The sequence below is a fragment of the Neisseria sp. S1 genome (genome assembly GCF_048060015.1).
In the GTDB taxonomy this organism is placed as follows: Bacteria; Pseudomonadota; Gammaproteobacteria; order Burkholderiales; family Neisseriaceae; genus Neisseria; species Neisseria arctica.
On sequence record NZ_JBLUPI010000006.1, the window covers coordinates 1 to 21,549 of the forward strand.

At 43.7% G+C, this 21,549-nt stretch carries 21 protein-coding genes and 1 pseudogene; 8 read left to right on the forward strand and 14 right to left on the reverse strand.

All coding sequences use genetic code 11. From position 1 onward, the window contains the following. Positions 1-34 precede the first annotated feature (34 nt). The 3 genes and pseudogenes from ACEPPX_RS05590 to ACEPPX_RS05600 form a co-directional block, all read right to left on the reverse strand. Positions 35-349, reverse strand: a pseudogene (locus ACEPPX_RS05590) (thiamine ABC transporter substrate-binding protein); the annotation flags it as partial. A 90-nt stretch (positions 350-439) separates the two neighbouring features. Continuing rightward, positions 440-1,273 (reverse strand): neutral zinc metallopeptidase, encoded by an 834-nt coding sequence (locus ACEPPX_RS05595; RefSeq protein ID WP_416623265.1) that lies wholly within the window; start codon positions 1,271-1,273, stop codon positions 440-442. Between the two features lie 196 nt (positions 1,274-1,469). Continuing rightward, on the reverse strand, positions 1,470-1,877 hold the full coding sequence (locus tag ACEPPX_RS05600; RefSeq protein WP_416623266.1) for an RNA-binding S4 domain-containing protein: 408 nt from the start codon (positions 1,875-1,877) through the stop codon (positions 1,470-1,472). A gap of 242 nt (positions 1,878-2,119) precedes the next feature. Here ACEPPX_RS05600 and ACEPPX_RS05605 point away from each other — a divergent pair, with 242 nt between their 5' ends. Then, entirely contained in the window at positions 2,120-3,079 is a 960-nt protein-coding gene (locus ACEPPX_RS05605) for an acetyl-CoA carboxylase carboxyltransferase subunit alpha (RefSeq protein WP_416623267.1), read from the forward strand. Between the two features lie 117 nt (positions 3,080-3,196). Here ACEPPX_RS05605 and ACEPPX_RS05610 read toward each other — a convergent pair whose 3' ends face one another. Beyond that, complete coding sequence (locus tag ACEPPX_RS05610; protein ID WP_047761449.1) at positions 3,197-4,228, reverse strand: sensor histidine kinase; 1,032 nt, start codon at positions 4,226-4,228, stop codon at positions 3,197-3,199. 49 nt (positions 4,229-4,277) lie between these two features. Between ACEPPX_RS05610 and argH the strand changes: the two genes are divergently transcribed. Further along, positions 4,278-5,657 (forward strand): argininosuccinate lyase, encoded by a 1,380-nt coding sequence (gene argH, locus ACEPPX_RS05615; RefSeq protein WP_416623268.1) that lies wholly within the window; start codon positions 4,278-4,280, stop codon positions 5,655-5,657. A 119-nt stretch (positions 5,658-5,776) separates the two neighbouring features. Here the strand turns inward: argH and rpoD are convergent, their stop codons facing one another. The 3 genes from rpoD to ACEPPX_RS05630 form a co-directional block, all read right to left on the reverse strand. After that, positions 5,777-7,726 carry an RNA polymerase sigma factor RpoD gene (gene rpoD, locus ACEPPX_RS05620; protein WP_416623269.1) on the reverse strand — a complete coding sequence of 650 codons (1,950 nt, stop codon included), beginning with the start codon at positions 7,724-7,726 and terminating at the stop codon, positions 5,777-5,779. Between the two features lie 247 nt (positions 7,727-7,973). Continuing rightward, positions 7,974-9,740, reverse strand: a complete 1,767-nt coding sequence (dnaG, locus tag ACEPPX_RS05625) for a DNA primase (protein ID WP_416623270.1) — start codon at positions 9,738-9,740, stop codon at positions 7,974-7,976. Between the two features lie 89 nt (positions 9,741-9,829). After that, a complete protein-coding gene (locus tag ACEPPX_RS05630; RefSeq protein WP_416623271.1) occupies positions 9,830-10,180 on the reverse strand; it encodes a helix-turn-helix domain-containing protein in 351 nt (116 codons plus the stop codon). A 141-nt stretch (positions 10,181-10,321) separates the two neighbouring features. On the opposite strand from ACEPPX_RS05630, the gene ACEPPX_RS05635 reads away from it, so the two are divergent. After that, the gene (locus ACEPPX_RS05635; RefSeq protein ID WP_416623272.1) at positions 10,322-10,489 is read left to right on the forward strand and encodes a DUF3944 domain-containing protein; all 168 of its coding nucleotides are present in this window, start codon (positions 10,322-10,324) and stop codon (positions 10,487-10,489) included. 12 nt (positions 10,490-10,501) lie between these two features. Then, positions 10,502-11,077, forward strand: a complete 576-nt coding sequence (locus ACEPPX_RS05640) for a YaaW family protein (RefSeq protein WP_416623403.1) — start codon at positions 10,502-10,504, stop codon at positions 11,075-11,077. A gap of 50 nt (positions 11,078-11,127) precedes the next feature. On the opposite strand, the gene ACEPPX_RS05645 is transcribed toward ACEPPX_RS05640, so the two are convergent. The 5 genes from ACEPPX_RS05645 to gmk all read right to left on the reverse strand — a co-directional run bounded on the left by ACEPPX_RS05645 (position 11,128) and on the right by gmk (position 15,384). After that, positions 11,128-11,574, reverse strand: a complete 447-nt coding sequence (locus ACEPPX_RS05645; RefSeq protein WP_416623273.1) for a GatB/YqeY domain-containing protein — start codon at positions 11,572-11,574, stop codon at positions 11,128-11,130. Positions 11,575-11,784: 210 nt separating this feature from the next. Then, positions 11,785-11,997: a 30S ribosomal protein S21 gene (gene rpsU, locus ACEPPX_RS05650; RefSeq protein ID WP_003680926.1), complete on the reverse strand. Its 213-nt coding sequence runs from the start codon at positions 11,995-11,997 to the stop codon at positions 11,785-11,787. 303 nt (positions 11,998-12,300) lie between these two features. After that, complete coding sequence (locus tag ACEPPX_RS05655) at positions 12,301-14,463, reverse strand: RelA/SpoT family protein (RefSeq protein ID WP_416623274.1); 2,163 nt, start codon at positions 14,461-14,463, stop codon at positions 12,301-12,303. A 17-nt stretch (positions 14,464-14,480) separates the two neighbouring features. Continuing rightward, on the reverse strand, positions 14,481-14,687 hold the full coding sequence (gene rpoZ / locus ACEPPX_RS05660; RefSeq protein ID WP_047761458.1) for a DNA-directed RNA polymerase subunit omega: 207 nt from the start codon (positions 14,685-14,687) through the stop codon (positions 14,481-14,483). A gap of 79 nt (positions 14,688-14,766) precedes the next feature. Then, entirely contained in the window at positions 14,767-15,384 is a 618-nt protein-coding gene (gmk, locus tag ACEPPX_RS05665) for a guanylate kinase (protein ID WP_416623275.1), read from the reverse strand. A 485-nt stretch (positions 15,385-15,869) separates the two neighbouring features. Between gmk and ACEPPX_RS05670 the strand changes: the two genes are divergently transcribed. After that, positions 15,870-16,439: an adenine phosphoribosyltransferase gene (locus ACEPPX_RS05670; protein WP_416623276.1), complete on the forward strand. Its 570-nt coding sequence runs from the start codon at positions 15,870-15,872 to the stop codon at positions 16,437-16,439. 71 nt (positions 16,440-16,510) lie between these two features. Here ACEPPX_RS05670 and ACEPPX_RS05675 read toward each other — a convergent pair whose 3' ends face one another. Then, positions 16,511-17,458 carry a serine hydrolase gene (locus ACEPPX_RS05675; RefSeq protein WP_416623277.1) on the reverse strand — a complete coding sequence of 316 codons (948 nt, stop codon included), beginning with the start codon at positions 17,456-17,458 and terminating at the stop codon, positions 16,511-16,513. Between the two features lie 327 nt (positions 17,459-17,785). On the opposite strand from ACEPPX_RS05675, the gene clpX reads away from it, so the two are divergent. Both clpX and trmB read left to right on the forward strand, forming a co-directional pair. Further along, positions 17,786-19,090: an ATP-dependent Clp protease ATP-binding subunit ClpX gene (clpX, locus tag ACEPPX_RS05680; protein WP_416623278.1), complete on the forward strand. Its 1,305-nt coding sequence runs from the start codon at positions 17,786-17,788 to the stop codon at positions 19,088-19,090. Between the two features lie 236 nt (positions 19,091-19,326). Then, positions 19,327-20,049, forward strand: a complete 723-nt coding sequence (gene trmB, locus ACEPPX_RS05685) for a tRNA (guanosine(46)-N7)-methyltransferase TrmB (RefSeq protein WP_416623279.1) — start codon at positions 19,327-19,329, stop codon at positions 20,047-20,049. A gap of 76 nt (positions 20,050-20,125) precedes the next feature. On the opposite strand, the gene ACEPPX_RS05690 is transcribed toward trmB, so the two are convergent. Continuing rightward, entirely contained in the window at positions 20,126-20,656 is a 531-nt protein-coding gene (locus tag ACEPPX_RS05690) for an inorganic diphosphatase (RefSeq protein WP_416623280.1), read from the reverse strand. A gap of 166 nt (positions 20,657-20,822) precedes the next feature. Here ACEPPX_RS05690 and coq7 point away from each other — a divergent pair, with 166 nt between their 5' ends. Further along, the gene (coq7, locus tag ACEPPX_RS05695) at positions 20,823-21,446 is read left to right on the forward strand and encodes a 2-polyprenyl-3-methyl-6-methoxy-1,4-benzoquinone monooxygenase (RefSeq protein ID WP_152667065.1); all 624 of its coding nucleotides are present in this window, start codon (positions 20,823-20,825) and stop codon (positions 21,444-21,446) included. The last annotated feature ends 103 nt before the right edge of the window (positions 21,447-21,549 follow it).

Genomic DNA, 21,549 nt, shown 5'->3' on the forward strand with positions numbered 1-21,549 from the left:
TGTTTGGCTTTGCTTCGGTCCCGCATACTTAGCTTTAGCGCAAAACCGTGCGTATCCAGCGGTTGACCCACTGCTGCTGTTTGCGGGTGATGGTGCTGTAACCGGGTGTACTGTGCTCCGGCGGCGGTTCTACAAAGCCAAAGGCGGGAGGAAGGCGGGTGTCTTTGATGGCCGGGTAGACCCACATTTCGGCGGGTAGCGCCTGTTGCGCCTCGGGGTCCTGTAGAAAGGCCACCAGCTCGCCGGCCAGTGCCGGTTGGGCCGCTCCTCTTAATACCGCCGCGCCTTCTACCTGACGGTAAACGCCTCCTTTGAGTAGCAGGTTCCCTGTCGGCGGAACCCTGTATCGACAGTTAGTTATAGGAATGATTAAAAAGCAATATGCCGCCCGAAAAAATTTAGGCGGCATATAAATTGAGGTTATATTTGAATTAAAAAATTAAGAGTTGAAAGTATTACATTGATTTATATTACCACTTTGTACACCACGTTTAAACCAGGCCATACGATCAGCAGAAGAACCATGTGTGAAGCTATCGGGCATAATATAACCTTGACTATGTGTTTGTAGGCGATCATCACCTACAGATTCTGCAGCAGCTAATGCTTCTTCCAAGTCTCCTTGTTCAAATAAATTTTGTGAAATCGCATGTGCTCCCCAAATGCCTGCAAAGCAATCAGCTTGTAACTCTAACTTAACAGAGAGTGCATTCGCCTGACGTTGGTCAGTGTTTTGCTGTGCCTGATTTACTTGGGGCAATATACCCATAAGGTTTTGTACATGATGGCCAACTTCATGTGCAATTACATAGGCAAAGGCAGCATCACCTGATGCACCGAGTTTTGTTTGCATATCTTCATAAAAGGATAAGTCTAAATATATTTTTTGGTCAGTAGGACAATAAAATGGCCCCATTGCAGCTTGTCCAGTACCACATGCTGTTTGTGTACCAGCATTATAAAGAGTAAGAGTAGGAGGCGAATATTCAGATCCATTTTTTGAAAAATATTCTCGCCAAGTATCTTCTGTATCGGCTAGAACTACTCGTGATAGCTCATTTAATTGAGCTTCTTGTTCGGTGCTTAAAGAAGATTGTTGTATGCTTGCATTGCCAATACTAGGCGTACCTACAACCCCGGATAAATCGATACCATAGTAGGCACCTACTAATAATACGATGAGTCCGATTATGCCTGTGCTTTTTCCACTAATATGGCGCTGCCTACGGCGATCCTCTACATTTGAGCTTTGCTTTCTTCCTTCCCAGCGCATTTTTGCGATCCTTTTAAAATTAAGTACCTTACTTAGAATAAGAATAATTTGATATTGTTGATATTGAATGTTGTATTAATAGTATATAAGGTTTAAAAATACTAATATCAAAAAGATAATTTTTATTTAGGTGTGTATATGTGCTAAGTGTGAGTAGGTTTTTCATGTTTTATTCTATAGTTGGGATGGGTAAGTTTTACCAATCCCGTTTAATTTTATCTAACTGCCGACGGTCACGTTTCGTAGGGCGGCCTTCCGGATAGGCGGCACTAATCCGGCTGGCTTGATCTAAAAGTTTTTGCTGCTCACGTTTGAGTGCTGTATTTTCATCTTCTTCGTAAAGTAAACGAGCTTCAGAGGCTGGTCGGCGTTGGTGATTTAGTGCCAACACTTTGATTTTGTATGGTAATGAGTTTAATGTTAGATCAATAGTATCGCCTACATTAATACTTTTACTATTTTTTATTTTAGCGCCATTTACTTGTATTCTACCAAGTTCAATATGTTTTTGTGCAAGTGCTCGTGTTTTGAAAAAACGAGCAGCCCATAGCCATTTATCTAAACGCATAGAGTTATGGGCATGATTCTCAGAAGTGGATTTCATATATGTATCGGGGCATATCAGTTGCATAAATATAAAGTTTAGCATATTCTTTAGGAGTAGTATTAAAGCACTAATTTGTTAAGTTTTTGATTTGGATATCATCTAAATACTCTAACTTTAGGTAGCACAGTTGGGCGTTAATGCTAAATAGTGAAAACCATGCATGTAAATGCTGCTAAAAAGCATATCTTCGCGTATGATTACGTAAAAATCTTTTAATAATAAAGAGTGGCAGTTATATTATGAAACCTGTTTTTCTTGACTTTGAACAACCTATTGCCGAATTGACTAAGAAAATTGATGAATTGCGTTTTGTGCAAGGCGAATCTGCGGTTGATATTTCCGATGAAATTACCCGTTTGCAGAAAAAAAGCACAGACCTGACCAAATCTATTTTTAATAAGTTGACTCCGGCACAAATTTCACAAGTATCCCGTCATCCTCAAAGACCTTATACTTTTGATTACATTGATGCAATTTTTACTGATTTTGAAGAATTACATGGAGATCGCCATTTTGCTGACGATAAGGCTATTGTCGGAGGTTTGGCTCGTTTTAATGGACAAAGTGTTGTAGTCATAGGTCATCAAAAAGGACGAGATACCAAAGAAAAAATTCGTCGTAATTTCGGTATGCCGCGTCCTGAAGGATATCGTAAAGCATTACGGTTGATGGAGACTGCAGAAAAATTTAATTTGCCCGTTATGACTTTTGTTGATACGCCGGGAGCTTACCCGGGTATCGGAGCAGAAGAGCGCGGACAATCGGAGGCAATTGGGCGTAATCTATATGAATTAACACGTTTGAAAGTGCCGGTTTTATGTACTATTATCGGTGAGGGTGGCTCAGGAGGGGCTTTAGCAATTGCTGTAGGCGATTATGTGAATATGCTGCAATACTCTACCTATTCAGTTATTTCTCCCGAAGGCTGTGCTTCTATTTTATGGAAAACTGCGGAAAAAGCTCCCGATGCTGCACAAGCCTTGGGGATTACTGCCAAGCGCTTGTTTGAGTTGAAGCTTATTGATCGCATTATCGAAGAACCTTTAGGTGGTGCACATCGCAACCATGAAGAAATCACCAAGCGTGTGAAGGAAGTATTGGCTGAGCAGTTACGTGAAGCTCAGAACCTGACTATGGGGGATTTATTGACTAGACGTTTTGATCGAATTATGGCTTATGGCCAGTTTGTTGGAAAATAAATAAAAGTATTTTCAACTGAATAGCTTCATATAACATAAGGGCCGTCTGAAAATGTTTTCAGACGGCCCTTATGTTATATGAAATATAAATAATATTTATATGAAGTTAGCTATAAATTAACCGAATAAGCGTTGCACATCACTCTGTTCTTTTTTTCGATAGGGTATACGAATATCTACTCGAAAAACACCATCTTCTTGTTTGCATTTTAACCAGGCATCTTTATCGTAAAGCAGAGATAGCCTTTCTTTTAAATTAACTAAAGCCATTGAATTTCCTTTATGCGGCTTTGCATTATTAGGATCACTTGGGGGAATATATGGATTTTCAATGCAAATATAGATCCAGTTGCGCTCTTGTTGAGTAAGCACAGAGATCAAACCCGGACGGTGGCTGGATTCGACACCATGAAATACAGCATTTTCCAAAAGCGGCTGTAAAAGCAAATGAGGAGTAATGGCATTATCAGGGGCATTGTGCTGCCACATGACTTGTAAGCGGGTATGCCCCATACGGATTTGTTCAATTGCAATATACTCTTGAGCCCATTCGATTTCCTGTCCCAAGGTGCTGTTTTGATTTCCATCTTTTAGTTGTGCCCGAAATAAGTTGGCTAGATTTTCGAGTAGTGTTTCAGCATCATATGGGCGCAGACGGATGAGACTGATGGCCGCATTCAGACTATTAAATAAAAAGTGTGGACGGATACGAGCCGTTAAGGCTGTTAAACGCGCTTCCGATAAGGCAGGCTGAAGTTTGTAAATACGGTTGGCTTCAATATACATACATAAAAAGAAGAAGACAGTAAATTGGACGAAATGTGATAAGTAATGGTGAGGGGGAGGCACTATAAAATATTCTGTTACAGCAAAAATAGGGAGATGGCTGATATACCAAAAGAATGGCCCTAGAGAATATTTAGACAGACGATGGCATAAAGGGAAACCCAGTAATGTGGAAAAAATCATCATGGGAACGGCCCAGCTTACTGTTTCAATAAGCATTTCTATATAGCTATCGTAAGGATAGCTTAATATTGGCAGAAGAAAGCAAGCTGTAGTCGATAGGATAATCAGTCGCGAGATAGTACTTGCATTGCGCATGTCCGGAATTGCAAAACAAGATGCTATTTGACGTATAATAGCCATGAACAATCAACCTTAATCTGTAACAATATTTTTAGATGGATATAACTAAATGAACAACAGTAAAACTTGGTCGGGCCGTTTCAATGAGCCTGTTTCCGAACTGGTTAAAAAATATACTGGTTCAATCGACTTTGATAAACGTTTGGCCAAATGGGATATTCAAGGTTCTTTGGCACATGCAAAAATGTTGCAGCAGGCAGGGGTTTTGAGCGAGTCTGATTTGACTGCGATTTGCCAAGGAATGACTGAAATTATAGCAGAAATAGAAGGCGGTGAGATGCCTTGGTCATTAGATTTGGAAGATGTTCATATGAATATCGAACGCCGCTTAACTGAGAAAATCGGCGATGCAGGCAAGCGCTTGCACACAGGGCGTAGCCGTAACGATCAAGTAGCTACGGATATTCGTTTGTGGTTACGTGATGAAATTACCACCATTCAACAATTGATTCGTGATTTGCAAGCTGCATTATTAGATTTGGCCGAACAAAATGCTGATGTAGTGATGCCTGGTTTTACACATTTGCAAGTTGCCCAGCCGGTTAGCTTCGGCCACCATATGTTGGCTTATGTAGAGATGCTGGGAAGAGATTACGAGCGTATGGTTGATTGTCGTAAACGGGTCAACCGAATGCCTTTAGGGGCTGCGGCTTTGGCGGGCACTACTTATCCTATTTGCCGCGAAACAACAGCTAAGTTGTTAGATTTTGAACAGATCTGCCAAAATTCATTAGATGCCGTTTCTGATCGTGATTTCGCCATTGAGTTTACTGCAGCGGCCAGCTTGGTAATGGTACACTTAAGCCGTCTTTCGGAAGAGTTAATTCTATGGATGAGCCCGCGTTTTGGTTTTATCGATATTGCGGATAGATTCTGTACAGGCTCAAGTATTATGCCTCAGAAGAAAAACCCGGATGTACCGGAGCTGGTACGAGGTAAGTCAGGTCGTGTAATTGGCCATCTTACCGGATTGATTATGCTGATGAAATCACAACCATTGGCTTATAACAAAGATAATCAGGAAGATAAAGAACCACTTTTTGATACGGTAGATACGTTAATTGATACTTTGCGTATTTATGCTGATATGATGCGGGGCGTGACTGTGAAGCCGGATAATATGCGGGCGGCTGTTATGCAGGGTTTTGCAACGGCTACGGATTTGGCTGATTATTTGGTGAAAAAAGGAATGCCTTTCCGTGACAGTCATGAAGTAGTAGCTCTGGCGGTACGTCATGCAGATATGCAAGGTGTAGATTTGAGTGAACTCTCTTTAGAGGTGTTGCAAGGTTTTTCAGCTCTGATTGCTGAGGATGTTTACAGTGTATTGACTCCCGAAGGTAGTTTACAGGCTCGAAACCATTTGGGCGGAACAGCCCCGGAGCAAGTATGTTTACAAGTACAGCGTTGGCGTAATTTGCTAGCATAAGATTATATAAAACAACACCTGGCAATTTGTCAGGTGTTGTTTTATTGATGTCGAAAGTCAATTTTCAGACGGCCTTGTTTAATAGTTTAGGCCGTCTGAAAATTATTTTAATTTTGTAATTATTGTTTATTGTCTTCGCTATCTAAGAAGCTTTTTAAGCGGTCACTGCGGGTAGGGTGACGCAGTTTACGTAAAGCTTTGGCTTCGATTTGACGGATACGTTCACGCGTTACATCAAATTGTTTACCTACTTCTTCCAGCGTGTGGTCGGTATTCATATCGATACCGAAGCGCATACGTAACACTTTTGCTTCACGCGGAGTCAGGCTTTCTAATACATCTTTGGTTACTTCGCGCAGGCTCGAATACATGGCAGCATCTGCCGGAGCGACATTATTTACATCTTCAATGAAGTCGCCCAAGTGTGAATCGTCATCATCACCGATTGGTGTTTCCATGGAAATCGGTTCTTTTGCGATTTTCATGATTTTACGGATCTTATCTTCAGGCATTTCCATTAATTCGGCCAGTTTTGCAGAATCAGGCTCTTCACCGGTTTCCTGTAAGTATTGGCGCGAAATACGGTTCATTTTATTGATGGTTTCAATCATATGAACCGGAATGCGAATAGTACGTGCCTGATCCGCAATCGAACGGGTAATGGCCTGACGGATCCACCAAGTAGCATAAGTCGAAAATTTATAGCCACGGCGGTATTCGAATTTATCTACCGCCTTCATCAAGCCGATATTGCCTTCTTGAATAAGATCAAGAAATTGCAAGCCACGGTTGGTATATTTTTTTGCAATTGAAATAACCAGACGCAGGTTTGCTTGAATCATCTCTTGTTTGGCAGCCGCGGTTTCTTTTTCGCTGACAACCATATTTTTGTTGATTTCCTTCAGCTCCTCAATGGAAATACGTGCTTCTTTTTCCATTTGTGCCATTTCGCTTTGCTTTTCGATAATATCGTGACGGAAACGGCCCAGTGCATCGCTCCATACGCGACCTTTGGCAATCTCGTCTTCCACCCATTGCAGATTGGTAGCGTGCGGCAGGAAGTTATTGATGAAATACTCACGATCCATGTGAACATTGTTCAGACATATGTCGCGGATTTCACGCTCCAATTTACGGATGTTGTCGACACGGGTACGCAGATTGCTGCTTAGGTTTTCAATCTGACGTGTTGCGAAGCGGGTTTCAAGTAATTTAGCCGCAATAGCATCGCGGTGTTCGAGATAAGATGGATGTTTGCTATCGTGTTTATCCAGAGCGGAGATCATCTTATCGTAGTCTTGTTGGATACCCGCGAAGTGTTCAAGCACTTTTTGTTTTAGCTCTTCTAAATTTGCTGCGGACATGGCTTCGCTATCTGTGCCCTCCGAATCATCTTCGTCTGTGTCATCGGCGCTGTCTTCGTCGTCAACGGTGCTATCGGCGGAACCGTCTTCCGATGTTCCCTCAAGATGACTTAAGCCGAGTTCATTCAGTAATACTTCGTTGGGATCGATGATAGCCTCTACAACCTCGTCTACTTTAATTTCATCAGCACGAATACGTTCGATTAATGCCAAAATTTCCGCAATTGAACCGGGGCAGGCAGAAATGGCCTGAACCATATTTTTCAGAGCATTTTCAATTTTTTTGGCAATGATGATTTCGTCTTCACGTGTGAGCAGGTCGACTTGCCCCATTTCCCGCATATACATACGGACAGGATCAGTCGTGCGGCCAAACTCGCTGTCAGCGCTGGAAAGGGCGGCCTCGGCCTCTTCTACCGCATCATCATCGGTAAGGTTGGCGGTATTGTCGCTAAGTAGAATATCTTCGGCATCGGGAGCTTGTTCGGTAACTTGTATGCCTAGTCCGGAAATCATGGTAACGATGTTGTCGATTTGTTCTGCATCAGACATATCGTCAGGCAGGGCATCGTTGATTTCTGCGTAGGTAATGTAGCCGCGCTCTTTGCCCATGATAATCAGTTGGCGCAAACGTGCGCGTTGTTCTTCAAGGCTTAGCGGGCGGATATCGTCTTGTTCATCGTAATCAGAAGTGTGGTTGGCCATAGGTTTACTCGGTAGTTTCGGTTAGAAGGCCGGCGGAAGGTATTGAATGGTTTCTGCAGTTTGTGCAGCGTATTTTCGGCAGGCTTTTCTCTAAACGGCCTGCAATAGCCGATTAATGGCTTTCAGGCAAAGAATTTGTGGTGCTAAGGTGGGGCCGTCTGAAAAAATTACAAGCGGCGGATAGAAGGCGCTAATTATATTAAATTTATATGCTGCAAACAAGGCAAGGAAGGCTCTGGGTAAGCAGTTATTTGCTTTGTAGTAACGTTCGCAGCAGATTTTCTTCGTGTTCGGTCAGCCCGCTTTCATTGAGCTTGATTCTTAGGCGGTTGAGCTGGGCTGTTTTCAACTTGTTTTGAAGTTTTAGCATGCCGTGCTTGAATTCTTCGACTGCTTCTTCGTTTTGACTGTCTGGCTCATTGTCTGGTTCGGTATTCCGGAAAATTTCCAGTAACATGGCTTCGTGTTCGCTGCCGCGGATATGTTCGAGGATTTGGGCTGTAGTGGGTATGGCGGGCAGGTTGTGTATCAGCTCGGCAAGGTTTGCCAAACAGGCCATCTCGCCGGAGAGCTGCAGATATTCGGGTAGAAGTGCGTATTTTGCCCATGAGGGACAAGCCAGTAAGGAGCGTATTTGCTTCTGCTCCAAGCTGAGCATAGGCGGTTGGCGGAATGTTGCTTGCGGCAGTTTATAGCTTTTTTGCTTGATATATTGCTTGGGGGCATCTTGACCGATGAGTTGTGCGAGGTTGGCAGGGTCGATGCCGACAATTTCACTTAATTGCTGCTTGAGTAGAAAGCCAAGCGCAGGAGCGGTAATTTGTGCTAATAGAGGGGCGCTTTTTTTGACTAATTCGGCTTTGCCTTCATGAGTATCTAAATTAAGGCCGTCTGAAAGTGCTTGCCAAAAATATTCGGATAATGGTTTGCTTTGGTTGAGCAGGGCATCTTCAAACTGATTTTTGCCATAGGCTCGTATATAGCTGTCGGGATCATGTTCTTCCGGAAGGAACAGAAAGTGTAATGATTTGTCGTCTTTTAATTGAGGCAGGGCGTTTTCGAGTGCCCTCCAGGCAGCTTTTCTGCCCGCACGGTCACCATCGAAACAGAAGTAAATACTGTCGGTTTGGCGCATGAGAATTTTCACATGCTCAGCGGTCGTGGAGGTACCGAGTGCGGCAACACCGTATCCGATACCGAATTGTGCCAGTGCGACTACATCCATATAGCCTTCAACAACCAAAATGCGGCCGGCGTCTTTTATCGCGGCCCGCCCTTCGTGCAAACCGTATAAGTTGCGCCCTTTATCGAACAGCGGTGTTTCCGGTGAATTTAGGTATTTGGGCTCGCCTTTGTCGAGTATGCGTCCCCCAAAGCCGATAACTTGACCGCGTTGGTTGCGTATCGGGAACATGATACGGTCACGGAAACGGTCATAATGCTTGCCGTCCTTTTCTATTACCATGCCGCTTTCTACCAATGCCGTATTGGGGTAAGGCTGGAATGCTTCGGATAACGGGTGCCAACCATCGGGAGCATAACCCAAACCGTAATGTTCGATTATTTCGGGGGAAAGGCCGCGTTGGCTGAGGTAGGCTTGGGCACGCGGATTTTGAGCCAGTTTGGAAATGTAGTAAGTAGCTGAGGCTTCGGTTGTTTCTTCTAAGGTTTGTTGTTTTTTCTTACGCTCCTGCCGTATTTCCGGGCTTTCTTCTCGCCCTTTGGTTTTGGGCACCGCCATGCCGACGCGGTCGGCTAGGTATTGCACGGCCTCGGTAAAACTTAAACCTTGATATTCCATGATAAAGCCGATAGCAGAGCCGTGCGCACCGCAACCGAAACAATGGTAAAACTGTTTTTGCGGGCTTACTGAAAATGACGGTGATTTTTCTTTATGGAACGGGCAGCAGGCCATATAGTTGGCACCGCCTTTTTTTAGCGGTACGTGTTCATCGATAATATCGACGATGTCAACTTTGGAAAGAAGCTCGTCTATAAATTTAGTTGGAATCATAGCGGATTGGATCTGCCAATTGGTTAACCGATTATTATAGGTTGCGCCATTAGCGGATTCAAGCAAAACAAAATCAATTTTGAAATTGCTTATTCGATGGTATGGAAGGTATCTAAAAGATTGATAATAGATTGCTTTTGTTCTTGGCTGATATGCCGCCAATGAAAGTCTAAACGGTGTTTGAGACCGTCTGAATCAAAATTTTCTGCCGGTATGCAATCTTGTAAAAACCAAAATAACGGAGTATCTAAAATCTGGGCGATGTGGATCAGATGGGTAATGTTGACCTTGTTGGCTCCACGCTCATAGCGGGAGAGTTGTTGCTGGGACATGCCGATCTTTTCAGATAGTACATCGGCTGTTAAATGGCATTCTTTACGCCGGATTTGGATACGTTTGCCGATGGCTTTGTCGAAATCGGAAACAGGAAGTTGGGCCACTGATATTGCTTTCGTTAAAAATACTCGTCTATTGAATGTTTCCTTAAATTTACTCTTGTTTAAATATCATTTAATTTGTAAAATAATAAAAAATAAACTTTTATTTTGTATTTTGCTAATGGCTATTAGGAGATGAGAGTAATGGCTTATCGTAACGATATTGACCTTGAATTCCTTGGAGAGATGAAGTCTGAAGATTTGGGTGATTTGGTGTACTGCTTAACTCATGATAAAAATGGCAAAGCCCGATGGACTGAAGCGCTTACCAGTAGTAAGAAATATAAAATGCATTATCCTGATCACCAGTAATATTGGCAGGAGATTGCTGCAGAAATCCAATGCTTTGGCGCCAATACCTTCGCAACCATATTTCGTGGTGGAAAGGGGGTCTTATATCGAGAGGTATTGACGGATGTGTGTGATAAATTAAAAGTAAATTATCATGAGAAATCTAGCGTAGAGAGAATAGAATTGGCACTGTTGTCTAAAATATTAGAAGATGCGCTGAATAAAATGACGCAGGAACAATTAAAGGAAATTGCTAGCGAGTTGGGTGTAAACAATGTAGAAATGATGAGTAAGGGAGCATTGGCGGCCGTTATCATAAAAATTTTTAATTTCGGTGGTTTTTATTCATATCAGTTAACCGTAATCATTGTGAATGCCATATTAAAAGCCCTAATCGGCAGAGGGTTGTCTATTTTGGGTAACACTATATTGGTACGGATATTATCCATTATCACAGGTCCTATCGGTTTGGTGGTTACCGGGATCTGGACTGCAGTTGATATTGCAGGAGCGGCGTACCGGGTAACGATTCCTGCTGTAATCGCAGTGGCGGCTCTCCGACAAAAACATTTGCATGGTGATATGGGTGAGAAGATTTTTGACAAATAAATGTATATAGTTATTAAAACGCCGTCTGAAATTTTCAGACGGCGTTTTAATTAAGCGGTTAAAACGGCTTTTAAGATTTTATTTACTTCGCCCATATCGGCTTTGCCTGCCAATCTGTTTTTTAAAATACCCATTACTTTGCCCATATCGGCCATGCCTGCGGCACCGGTTTCGTTAACAGCAAGGCGAACGGCTGTTTCGATTTCTTCGGTAGACAGCATTTTCGGCAAATAGCGGTTTAGAACTTCGATTTCTGCGTTTTCTTTATCTGCCAGATCTTGGCGGCCTGCATCGGTATAAATTTTAGCGGAGTCTTTACGCTGCTTTACCAGCTTGGTAAGAATTGCAGTGATTTTTTCATCGTCGGCTTCAGCACGTTCATCAACTTCGAATTGCTTGATGGCAGCGTTAACCAAGCGGATAGTGGAAAGTGTTATGCTGTCTTTTGCGCGCATGGCGTTTTTCATATCTTCGGTTAGTTGTATTTTCAGGCTCATAATTGTTCTCGAAATAAAAATTGGATAGAGGATATGGTTTTGTTAAAGGATCACCGATCCGTATTATCTTTTTATGCTGGTGCTTTGTATAGATGCAGGGTAGCAGTAAAGGGTGAAAAGATATTTTGTACATGCTTTTAAATGATAAGTAAAAACACCGCAAGACAGTAGCCTTACGGTGTTTGGATCTTATCAAGGCTTAAGCCGTGATTAGTACATTTTCGGAGGCAGCTGTTGGCTGCGCAGGCGTTTTTGCAGGCGTTTTGCAGCAGCAGCTTTTTTGCGCTTACGTTCGGTAGTTGGTTTTTCGTAAGCTTCACGAGCACGCAGCTCGGTTAGCAAACCGGTTTTTTCTACGGCACGTTTGAAACGGCGCATTGCAACTTCAAAAGGTTCGTTTTCTTTTACACGAATAGCAGGCATTGTATTTCCTTACATATTTTTAATTGGTTTGACCGCTGTATTTCAGACGGCTTTGATGGAATTTGAGTGTATCGCTTAAATATGCACTTGGATTAGAGTGCGGGCGGGATACGCGCCGTGATGTGAAACATCACCTCCTAACAATGCTGCAGCGTTGTTGTGTATCGGCAGCTGAAAATAAGGTTGTAAGTTTTAGACTTAAAATTAATCCGAAATTATCTTTTATTGCGATGTGATTGTCAAGAACGATAAAAGGCCGTCTGAAAGATTGCATTTCAGACGGCCTTTCATATTAATTATCGTTTAATTTCGGACAACACGGCGGACATGTGGGATTGCATATAGTGCGCGGATAATTTCATTAAGCTGTTCGAGATTTTTTGTTTTGATAAAAAATTTAAACTCGATAAACCCTTCTGTTCCGGCTTGTTTTTGAGAGGGGGTTTCAACTGACTCAATATCCGCATTGGCCCCTGATATTGCTTGCGCCATCGCGGCAAGCAGGCCGTGGGTATCACGTGCTCCGGCGGTAATCGAGGTGCGGTAGGTGCGGTTGTGTATGCTGTCCCAGTCGGCTTCCAGTTGCTGTTCGAGATCCGCTTTCAATACATTGGGACAGGTATCGCGGTGGATAATCATACCTTGATCTTTGATAATAACGGCACGGATACTGTCACCCGGAATCGGGTTGCAGCATTGTGCCAAATGTACACGACCGGTTTCATTACCGTTAATCTTGATTGGGCTAAGTTTGACTTCGTCGCCAAAATGCTCTCCTGCCAATTCGGCAATATGCATAGCGACGGAAACGGGTAGAGTGTGTCCCATGCCCACGTTGTACAGCACATCTTCAAAAGATGTTTGTTTGTTGTTGAGATCGGTCAGATATTTTTCTTTTAAATCGTCTGATAGCAAAACGTTTTGAGGTAAAAGGCTGGAGAGAGCCTTCTGTAATAGATTTTCACCAAGCAGGATGGCATCTTGGCGGTTCATATTTTTAATATAGTTGCGTATGGCGCTGCGAGCGCGGCTGGAAACAGCGAAGTTTAGCCATGCGGCGTTGGGTTTTGCATGTTCGGAAGTAATAATTTCTACTGTGTCGCCGGTTTTTAATGCTGTACGCAGCGGCATCATAGTGTTGTTGACACGGGCGGCAACAGTGCGATTGCCTATGTCGGTATGTACTGCATAGGCAAAATCGATAGGTGTTGCCCCTTCGGGTAAAACCAAAATTTTGCCTTTCGGAGTAAGAATGTAAACTTCATCAGGAAAGAGGTCGACTTTAACATGCTCGAGAAACTCCATTGCATTAGAGCTTCGTGCTTGTAAGTCAAGAATATTCTGTAGCCATTGGTTGGTACGCAGGGTGGCTTGGTCAATTGTATTTTCCCCAGATTTGTAAATCCAATGGCCTGCAATGCCTCCTTCGGCTACGGCATCCATTTCTCTGGTTCTTATTTGTACTTCAATTGGTAGGCCGTAAGGGCCGACTAAGGTAGTATGAAGGCTTTGGTAACCATTGCTTTTGGGGATGGCAATGTAGTCTTTAATACGGCCTGGTTTCGGTTGGTAGAGACTGTGCAGTGCGCCGAGTGCCGCATAGCATGCCGGTACACTATTGACTATTACGCGAAAACCGTAAATATCCATTACTTCGGCAAAGCGTAGGTTTTTACTCTGCATTTTCTGATGGATACTGTAGAGATTTTTTTCACGGCCTTTGATTTTGGCTTCGATATTGGCGCTGACCAAGCGTTGGCTGAATGCTCTTAATACTTTGCCGACTACGTCACGGCGGTTTCTCCGACTGGCTTTCATAGCCTTTTGAAGGGTTTCGTAGCGGCGGGGGTGTAAGTTCTGGAATGATAAATCCTGCAATTCCTGATAGGCGCTGTTTAAACCGATCCGGTTAGCGATCTGTGCATAAATTTCCAAGGTTTCTTGGGCAATGCGGCGGCGTTTTTCCGGGCGCATTGAACCAAGGGTACGCATATTGTGCAGGCGGTCTGAAAGTTTAATGACAATAACGCGTATGTCTTTTGTCATTGCCAGAATTAATTTACGGAAGCTTTCCGCTTGGTGTTCGGCTTGATCGTTATATTCGAGTTTTTCCAGCTTGGATAGGCCGTCTACCATTTCGGCAATGGTTTCGCCGAATTCGGCCGTCATTTCCAGCTTGGTAACACCTGTGTCTTCCAGAACATCATGCATGACGCCCGCGCACAATCCCTGAACATCCATATGCCAGGCTGCCAATTGTGCAGCCACTGCTAACGGATGAGTGATATAGGGCTCTCCACTTTTTCGGGTTTGCCCGTCGTGGGCATGAAAAGCGTAGGCACAGGCTTTTTCAAGCAATTGTTTGTCGTCTGTCGTCAGATAATCTGCTGCGCGAAACAATAGTTCGCGTTCTCGTGCGGTTAGCGGATCATAAGGAGCGGTAGGCAGCGGTGTTGGAACAGGCATTCAGACGGCCTCGGCTTTTATTTGTTGCGGCTTAAAAGTTCGGTGCCGATTTGACCTGCGGCTATTTCGCGCAATGCAGTAACGGTCGGTTTGTTGTTGCGGATGTCTTCTACCAGCGGGGCGGTGCCATTTTCCAGTTGGCGTGCGCGGCGTGCGGCGGTTAAGGTAAGATCGAAGTGATTAGGGATTTTATCAATGCAGTCTTCTACGGTAATACGAGCCATTTTCTTTGTGCTTTCTTTCTGAAATTAATTAAAGTGGAATGTTGAGTTAAATCGATTAATGAAATATTGTCGCTAATTTTTATGAGTTTTCCAATAGATTTTCAATAAATAATTGCTGTGAGGGTTGTTTCAACCGGTAAGATTTAATGATGTGCAGTAAGTCGGCTTCGGCGGTTGTTAAGTCTTCGTTCACCACTACATAATCGAATAAAAATGCCTGCTCGATTTCATGACGGGCTTTGCTGAGGCGCTTATTGACAACTTCTTCACTTTCGGTGCCTCGGCCACGTAAACGGTCGGCCAAAACTTTGAAAGAGGGAGGTAGTATGAAAATACTGCATGCATCAACCAAAGTGCGGCGCACTTGTTCTGCGCCTTGTACATCAATCTCCAAGATAACATCGTAACCTTGTTTGCTTAATTGATTTACCCCTTCGATACTGGTGCCGTAATAATTATCAAACACTTTGGCGTGTTCTAGAAACGCGCCTTCTTGAATCAGAGATTCAAATTTTTCTGTATCGATAAAATAGTAGTGTTGTCCGTGTATTTCTCCAGGGCGGGGCGCACGGGTTGTATGCGATACGGAAACACGGATATCGGGACGATTGTTGACAAGGCGGGATACCAATGTGGTTTTACCAGTGCCTGATGCAGCGGTAATGATAAATATATTGCCTTTTTTCTTACTGTGCATAATGTGTTGCCATTTAGATATTTATGCTCCGAATTATAACATAGCAACAAGCGGTTTTGTTTTTCAGGCGGCGACCTAGGCCGCAGTTTGTAATTTTATCATTTTTATTTGCTATTTAATTCATTTTTTTGAAATTATAAATACTTTAGTAGTGTGTCTGCTTTTGGTGGGACTGTATTGTTGATTGATATTTATTGTTTAGAATCAATATTTTAATTATCGTTGTCTTTAAGAAATGAAAAGGGCTGTGTGGTTTATAAAGAGTGTGAAGCTTTGTTTTTATCTTGATTGTTGTCGTACTTTCTAGCGGCATTTTGTTAAAGAGGTAATATGTTTTAGGGCTTTTATTGGAAATTCTTAGGTTATATTTAGTATTTTGCAAAATATAACCAGATGGCTAAAGGCCATCCGAACCGAGTTTCAGACGGCCTTTGTAAAATCGGTTACAATACACCGTTAAATGTTTTCGATAATAGGAATAGATTATGTTGATTCATCCGGATGTAATGGGTGTCAATGCTTTGGCGGAAAAGATTCGCAAAGTGCCTCATTGGCCTAAAGAAGGCATTTTATTTCATGATATTACGCCTGTATTGCAAAGCCCGGAGTATTTCCGCCTTTTAGTAGATTTGTTGGTTTACCGCTATATGGGTCAGAAAATCGATGTGGTAGCCGGTTTGGATGCACGCGGTTTTATTATCGGTGCGGCATTGGCTTATCAGTTAAATGTGGGCTTTGTACCTATTCGCAAAAAAGGCAAGCTGCCTTTTGAAACGGTATCGCAAAGTTATGCCTTGGAATATGGCGAAGCAACAGTTGAAATGCATACTGATGCAGTACAGCCGGGGGCTAGGGTGTTGCTGGTAGACGACTTAGTCGCTACAGGTGGAACGATGCTTGCTGGTGTTGAACTGATTCAAAGATTGGGTGGTGAGGTAATTGAGGCCGCGGCGATTCTTGAGTTTACCGATTTGCCCGGAGGTAATAAGATCCGAAGCAAGGGTGTAAATTTGTTCAGCTTGTGTCAAAACGAAGGCAGTATGCCCGAAGCGTAACACTGTTTTAAGTATATAAGTATATAAAATGCCGTCTGAATGTTCAGACGGCATTTTATTAGGCGCCAATCTTAAGAGCGGCGTTGCAACATCCAAGATTCGATATTGCGTGCATCATTGACACGGCTGATAGATGAGGGGGAGTTGAGTAGGACAATGGTAATAGGTTGGTTTTGCACGTTTGCTTTTACGACCATCGAACGTCCTGATTCGCGGATATAACCGGTTTTTTGCAGTTCGATATTCCAGCTGCCTTCACGGACAAGCGCGTTAGAGTTGCGGTAGTTTTGTTGGCGGCCTGTGCTGGTGTATACGGTGCCGTAGTTGGAGGTGCTGTTGCGGAGAATGAGCGGATATTGGCTTGCCGCCTGAACGAGTTTGTTTAAATCATTGGCAGTGGAAACATTACGGAAATCCAATCCGGTTGGTTCGTAGAAACGGGTATTATTCATGCCGAGGCTTTGAGCCTTGCGGTTCATCGCATCAACAAAGGCAGCCATTCCTCCCGGATAGTAGCGCCCTAATACATGGGTGGCGCGATTTTCGCTGCTCATCAAACTTAGGTGTAGCATTTCACCGCGGGTTAGTGTGGTGCCAATTGATAGGCGGCTGCCAGTGCCCTTCAATCTGTCAATTTCGGCTTCGGTGATGGTCAGCGGTTCATTCATGCTTTGGCCGGCATCTAATACGACAATAGCACTCATGAGTTTTGAAATAGATGCAATCGGCATCACGCGGTTGGGGTTTTTCTGATACAACACTTCGCCAGTACGGTTGTTGACGATTAAGGCGGATTGTGATGTCAGCAAGGGACCCGCCTGTAAGGCTTGTATTTCAACACGATCCGCTTGATTCTGATTTGCAAATGTTCCTATGGGATCATTGGGCGTGGGAAAGTTTTGCTCTAAAAATTGACCGAGTACGTCTAAGTCATCGGCATTGGCCGGTAAGGAGATTACAGCGACTCCAAGGCTCAGGCATGCTGCAGCGATGGTTTTACGGATGGAAGTAAATATCATGGTAGTAGTTCCGGCTGTTGTTGAGGGTTATTTGCGATCAGGCGCTGTAGCTGTATTTGGGGAAGGAATTTGTAAGCTTTAGTCGATAGATTGTGGTGAAAAAACGTAGTCTTGTAAAGTAATGTAGCTGAAATTTTCGTATGTTTGCATGTAGCAAACATATTGTTTTCATTACTAGGATAGATTCGACGGAAGTTGGATGTTATGAGAAGTTGTAAACAAAGCTTGTGATATGGCGCTGGTGTTTGATAATCAGGCCGATAGTTATTATACTTCGGTATTCTCGGCACAGAATGCCGATACGATTAATCTAATGAAATTGATAGTATGGCTGACGATAAACATGTTTGCTCGTTTTGCGGCAAACCCGAAAATGAAGTTAAAAATTTAATTGAAGGCGAGCACGCCTATATTTGTAACGAGTGTGTAGAAACCTGTGGCATTATGCTGCAAAGCAGCGAAGAAAGCGGGGAAGATTCGCTGGAGGCTTTGTCCGAAGAGTTGGGCAAACTCCCTACGCCGGCGGAAATCGTGGCTAATCTTAATGAACATGTAATTGGTCAAGAAGAAGCGAAAAAGGCTTTGGCTGTTGCTGTTTACAATCATTATAAACGTTTGCGCCATCCTAAAAGCAGCAACCATGTGGAGCTGTCGAAAAGCAATATTTTGCTGATTGGGCCCACCGGTTCGGGGAAAACTCTTTTAGCTCAATCTTTGGCTCGCAAACTTGACGTTCCGTTCGTGATGGCAGATGCGACTACGCTGACAGAAGCCGGCTATGTGGGCGAGGATGTCGAACAAATCATTACCAAGCTTTTGGGTAAGTGCGATTTCGATGTTGAAAAAGCACAGCGCGGTATTGTGTATATCGATGAAATCGATAAAATTTCACGCAAAAGCGACAACCCTTCGATTACCCGTGATGTGTCAGGGGAAGGCGTTCAGCAGGCACTATTGAAGTTGATTGAAGGAACGGTTGCCAGCGTGCCTCCCCAAGGCGGACGAAAACACCCGAATCAGGAATTTATTAATGTCGATACGACCAATATTTTGTTTATTTGCGGTGGTGCGTTTGCCGGATTGGAGAAGGTGATTCGCCAACGTACCGAAAAAGGCGGTATCGGTTTTGGTGCGGTGGTAAGCAGTAAAGATGAAAACACCAATATTTCCGAGCTTTTTGAAACTGTAGAGCCTGAAGATTTAATCAAATTCGGTTTGATTCCGGAGTTGATCGGCCGTTTGCCGGTGATTGCGACTTTGGCTGAGCTGGATGAAGATGCACTGGTGAATATTCTGACTGAGCCGAAAAATGCTCTGGTGAAGCAATATCAGGCTTTGTTTGCGATGGAAGGCGTGGAGCTTGAAGTGCTGCCTTCAGCTTTGCATTCAATTGCCAAGCAGGCTATGGAGCGTAAAACGGGTGCCCGCGGTTTGCGTTCTATTGTGGAACGTTGCTTGCTCAATACCATGTATATGCTGCCTGATTTGAAAGATGTGAAAAAAGTGGTGGTAAATGAAAAAGTGATTAATGAGGGTGCCGCACCGAAATTGTTACGCGAAGATGGTTCCGAATATGTGACGGAAGGTGTGAAAACTTTAGCCAAGCATAAAAAATCCAAACCTGCCGCTTGATTTGAATATTGAGTTTTGCAATAGGCCGTCTGAAAAATATTTCAGACGGCCTATTTGTTTGGTATGAGTGAAGAGATCTTTATGTGTTGTAAAAACCGGTTTTTTAATTAGGGCAGCGAAAGAGTGTGCGGATTGTTTTCGCTGTAGGCTTTCTTTATAATAAGGCTTTATTTTTAAAGGCCGTCTGAAGGTTTTTCAGACGGCTTGTGATTTATTTGATGGGCTAGGCATATTATATGAATGAAAACAATAACCAGCGTTCGGTAACCGAGGTTCCTGAGGAGCATAAACGCAGCATCCGTAGTTTTGTTTTGCGGCAAGGGCATATGACTGCTGCACAGCAGCGTGCAATCGATACTTTGTGGCCGCGGTTTGGTGTGGATTACTGTGATTCTCTTGTCGATTTGCAGCAATGTTTCGGTGGGGGCAATGATAAAGTACTGGAAATCGGTTTTGGTATGGGCGTTGCAACAGTGGAGATTGCCAAGCGATTGCCGGATAAAGATTTTTTAGCAATTGATGTGCACGGCCCGGGTGTAGGCAATATTTTGAAATTGATTGAGGAAGAAAGCGTTCAGAATATTCGTGTGATGCGTCATGATGCCGTAGAGGTGGTGGAGAATATGTTGGCAGACGGCAGTTTGGATGGTATCCATATTTTCTTTCCTGATCCGTGGCATAAAAAGCGCCATAACAAGCGCCGTTTGATTCAGACGGCCTTTGTCGCCAAGCTGTTGCCGAAATTGAAAAGTGGCGGTTATATTCATTTGGCAACGGATTGGGAAGAATACGCCCAACAAATGCTGGAAGTATTAAGCGGTTTTGATAATTTGCAAAATACGGCAGCAGCCGGCGAAGGCTATGTACCAACGCCAGATTACCGTCCCGAAACCAAGTTTGAGGCACGTGGCAAGCGGTTGGGACATGGGGTATGGGATTTGGTATTTCGCAAGCGTTAATTGCGATTTTTATATACACTAAAATATAAAAAGCCGTCTGAAAAGACGGCTTTTTATTGTGTTGAGGTTCCGCTGATTAGCGTTTGTTCCAACGCTCAATAGATTCTTTAATCACTGCTTTGGCTTCTTCGATATCACCCCAGCTTTCTACCTTGGTAGAGCCCGGTTTTTTCAAAGCTTTGTAGTTATTGAAGTGGAATTCGATTTGTTTGATGAGTTGTTGGGGTAGGTCGGCCAATGATTTGTAGCAGTTGCCGCTATTGCGGTCATCGGCAGGTACGCAGACGATTTTGTCGTCCACTTCGCCATCGTCAACGAACTTCATTACGCCGATGACTTTGGCTTCTAAGAAAATACCGGTAGGCAAGGGCTGTTCGGTAATCAATAGAACATCCAGTTCGTCGCCGTCTTCATCCAAAGTTTGGGGAATAAAGCCATAGTTGGTGGGTTTGGCGAAAATAGCGGGTTCTACGCGGTCAAGTTGGAATGCGGCTACTTCGCGGTTCCATTCGATTTTGTGGCAGCTGCCGGCAGGAATTTCGTTTACTACATTGATAATACCGCCGTCTACATCACCAGGGGTAAGGATTTGGTTAAAATCAGCCATTTCGGTTCCTTTAATCACTAAGAGTTGAACGGGCGCAAGTATAGCAGTTTTTCAGACGGCCTGAAACGCGGTTATAATATCGGCTGAGAAATAGTGTAGGGCATTGCCAACGATAATAATGTGGCAAGCTTGCGCTTGAGGCCATTATAGTTTTAAGGAAAGTGCCATGTTGGCAGATAAACTGATTCCCCATATAGATACCGTGTTAAGAACATTATTTGCACCCGCTACGACCTCACGCCCTTACCCGGATGCGGGGTTGGAGGAGGGTGAACTCAGCGAGGCGGAAAAGCGCCACGCTTTGGGTTTGATGCGGGTAAACCATGTGGGTGAAGTTTGTGCTCAGGCGTTGTATCAAGGGCAGGCATTAACAGCGCGCGATAAAACCAACAGAGAGGCTTTGCAGCATGCCGCTTACGAAGAGGTGGAGCATTTGGCATGGACTGAAAAGCGGGTAAAAGAGTTGGGCGGGCGTACCAGTTTGTTGAATCCGCTGTGGTATGCGGGTTCTCTGGCAATCGGAGTGGGTGCAGGGCTCTTAGGTGATAAGTGGAATTTGGGATTTTTGGAGGAAACCGAAAATCAGGTAACGGCACATTTGGAGGAACACTTGCAGGGCTTGCCCGAGCAAGATGTGAAAAGCCGCGCAATTGTAGCTCAGATGCGTTTGGACGAAATGCAGCATGCCGAAATGGCGAATCATTTCGGCGCGGCTCCGCTACCTTTGCCAGTAAAGGAAATGATGAAGTTAACTTCAAAAATTATGACGACAATCAGTTATCGGATTTGAAGCGAGCTGCATTTTCAGATATTTTTGATGCCGTCTGAAAATCATTGTCTATATAAAAAATAAAATGCCGTCTGAAATTTTTCTTTTCAGACGGCATTGTTTT

Bases quoted from the DNA above. Each gene is read 5' to 3' on its own strand.
- ACEPPX_RS05595 (WP_416623265.1), bottom strand. From the start codon at position 1,273: ATGCGCTGGGAAGGAAGAAAGCAAAGCTCAAATGTAGAGGATCGCCGT.
- ACEPPX_RS05600 (WP_416623266.1), bottom strand. From the start codon at position 1,877: ATGAAATCCACTTCTGAGAATCATGCCCATAACTCTATGCGTTTAGAT.
- ACEPPX_RS05605 (WP_416623267.1), top strand. From the start codon at position 2,120: ATGAAACCTGTTTTTCTTGACTTTGAACAACCTATTGCCGAATTGACT.
- ACEPPX_RS05610 (WP_047761449.1), bottom strand. From the start codon at position 4,228: ATGGCTATTATACGTCAAATAGCATCTTGTTTTGCAATTCCGGACATG.
- argH (WP_416623268.1), top strand. From the start codon at position 4,278: ATGAACAACAGTAAAACTTGGTCGGGCCGTTTCAATGAGCCTGTTTCC.
- rpoD (WP_416623269.1), bottom strand. From the start codon at position 7,726: ATGGCCAACCACACTTCTGATTACGATGAACAAGACGATATCCGCCCG.
- dnaG (WP_416623270.1), bottom strand. From the start codon at position 9,740: ATGATTCCAACTAAATTTATAGACGAGCTTCTTTCCAAAGTTGACATC.
- ACEPPX_RS05635 (WP_416623272.1), top strand. From the start codon at position 10,322: ATGGCTTATCGTAACGATATTGACCTTGAATTCCTTGGAGAGATGAAG.
- ACEPPX_RS05645 (WP_416623273.1), bottom strand. From the start codon at position 11,574: ATGAGCCTGAAAATACAACTAACCGAAGATATGAAAAACGCCATGCGC.
- rpsU (WP_003680926.1), bottom strand. From the start codon at position 11,997: ATGCCTGCTATTCGTGTAAAAGAAAACGAACCTTTTGAAGTTGCAATG.
- ACEPPX_RS05655 (WP_416623274.1), bottom strand. From the start codon at position 14,463: ATGCCTGTTCCAACACCGCTGCCTACCGCTCCTTATGATCCGCTAACC.
- rpoZ (WP_047761458.1), bottom strand. From the start codon at position 14,687: ATGGCTCGTATTACCGTAGAAGACTGCATTGATAAAATCCCTAATCAC.
- gmk (WP_416623275.1), bottom strand. From the start codon at position 15,384: ATGCACAGTAAGAAAAAAGGCAATATATTTATCATTACCGCTGCATCA.
- ACEPPX_RS05670 (WP_416623276.1), top strand. From the start codon at position 15,870: ATGTTGATTCATCCGGATGTAATGGGTGTCAATGCTTTGGCGGAAAAG.
- ACEPPX_RS05675 (WP_416623277.1), bottom strand. From the start codon at position 17,458: ATGATATTTACTTCCATCCGTAAAACCATCGCTGCAGCATGCCTGAGC.
- clpX (WP_416623278.1), top strand. From the start codon at position 17,786: ATGGCTGACGATAAACATGTTTGCTCGTTTTGCGGCAAACCCGAAAAT.
- trmB (WP_416623279.1), top strand. From the start codon at position 19,327: ATGAATGAAAACAATAACCAGCGTTCGGTAACCGAGGTTCCTGAGGAG.
- ACEPPX_RS05690 (WP_416623280.1), bottom strand. From the start codon at position 20,656: ATGGCTGATTTTAACCAAATCCTTACCCCTGGTGATGTAGACGGCGGT.
- coq7 (WP_152667065.1), top strand. From the start codon at position 20,823: ATGTTGGCAGATAAACTGATTCCCCATATAGATACCGTGTTAAGAACA.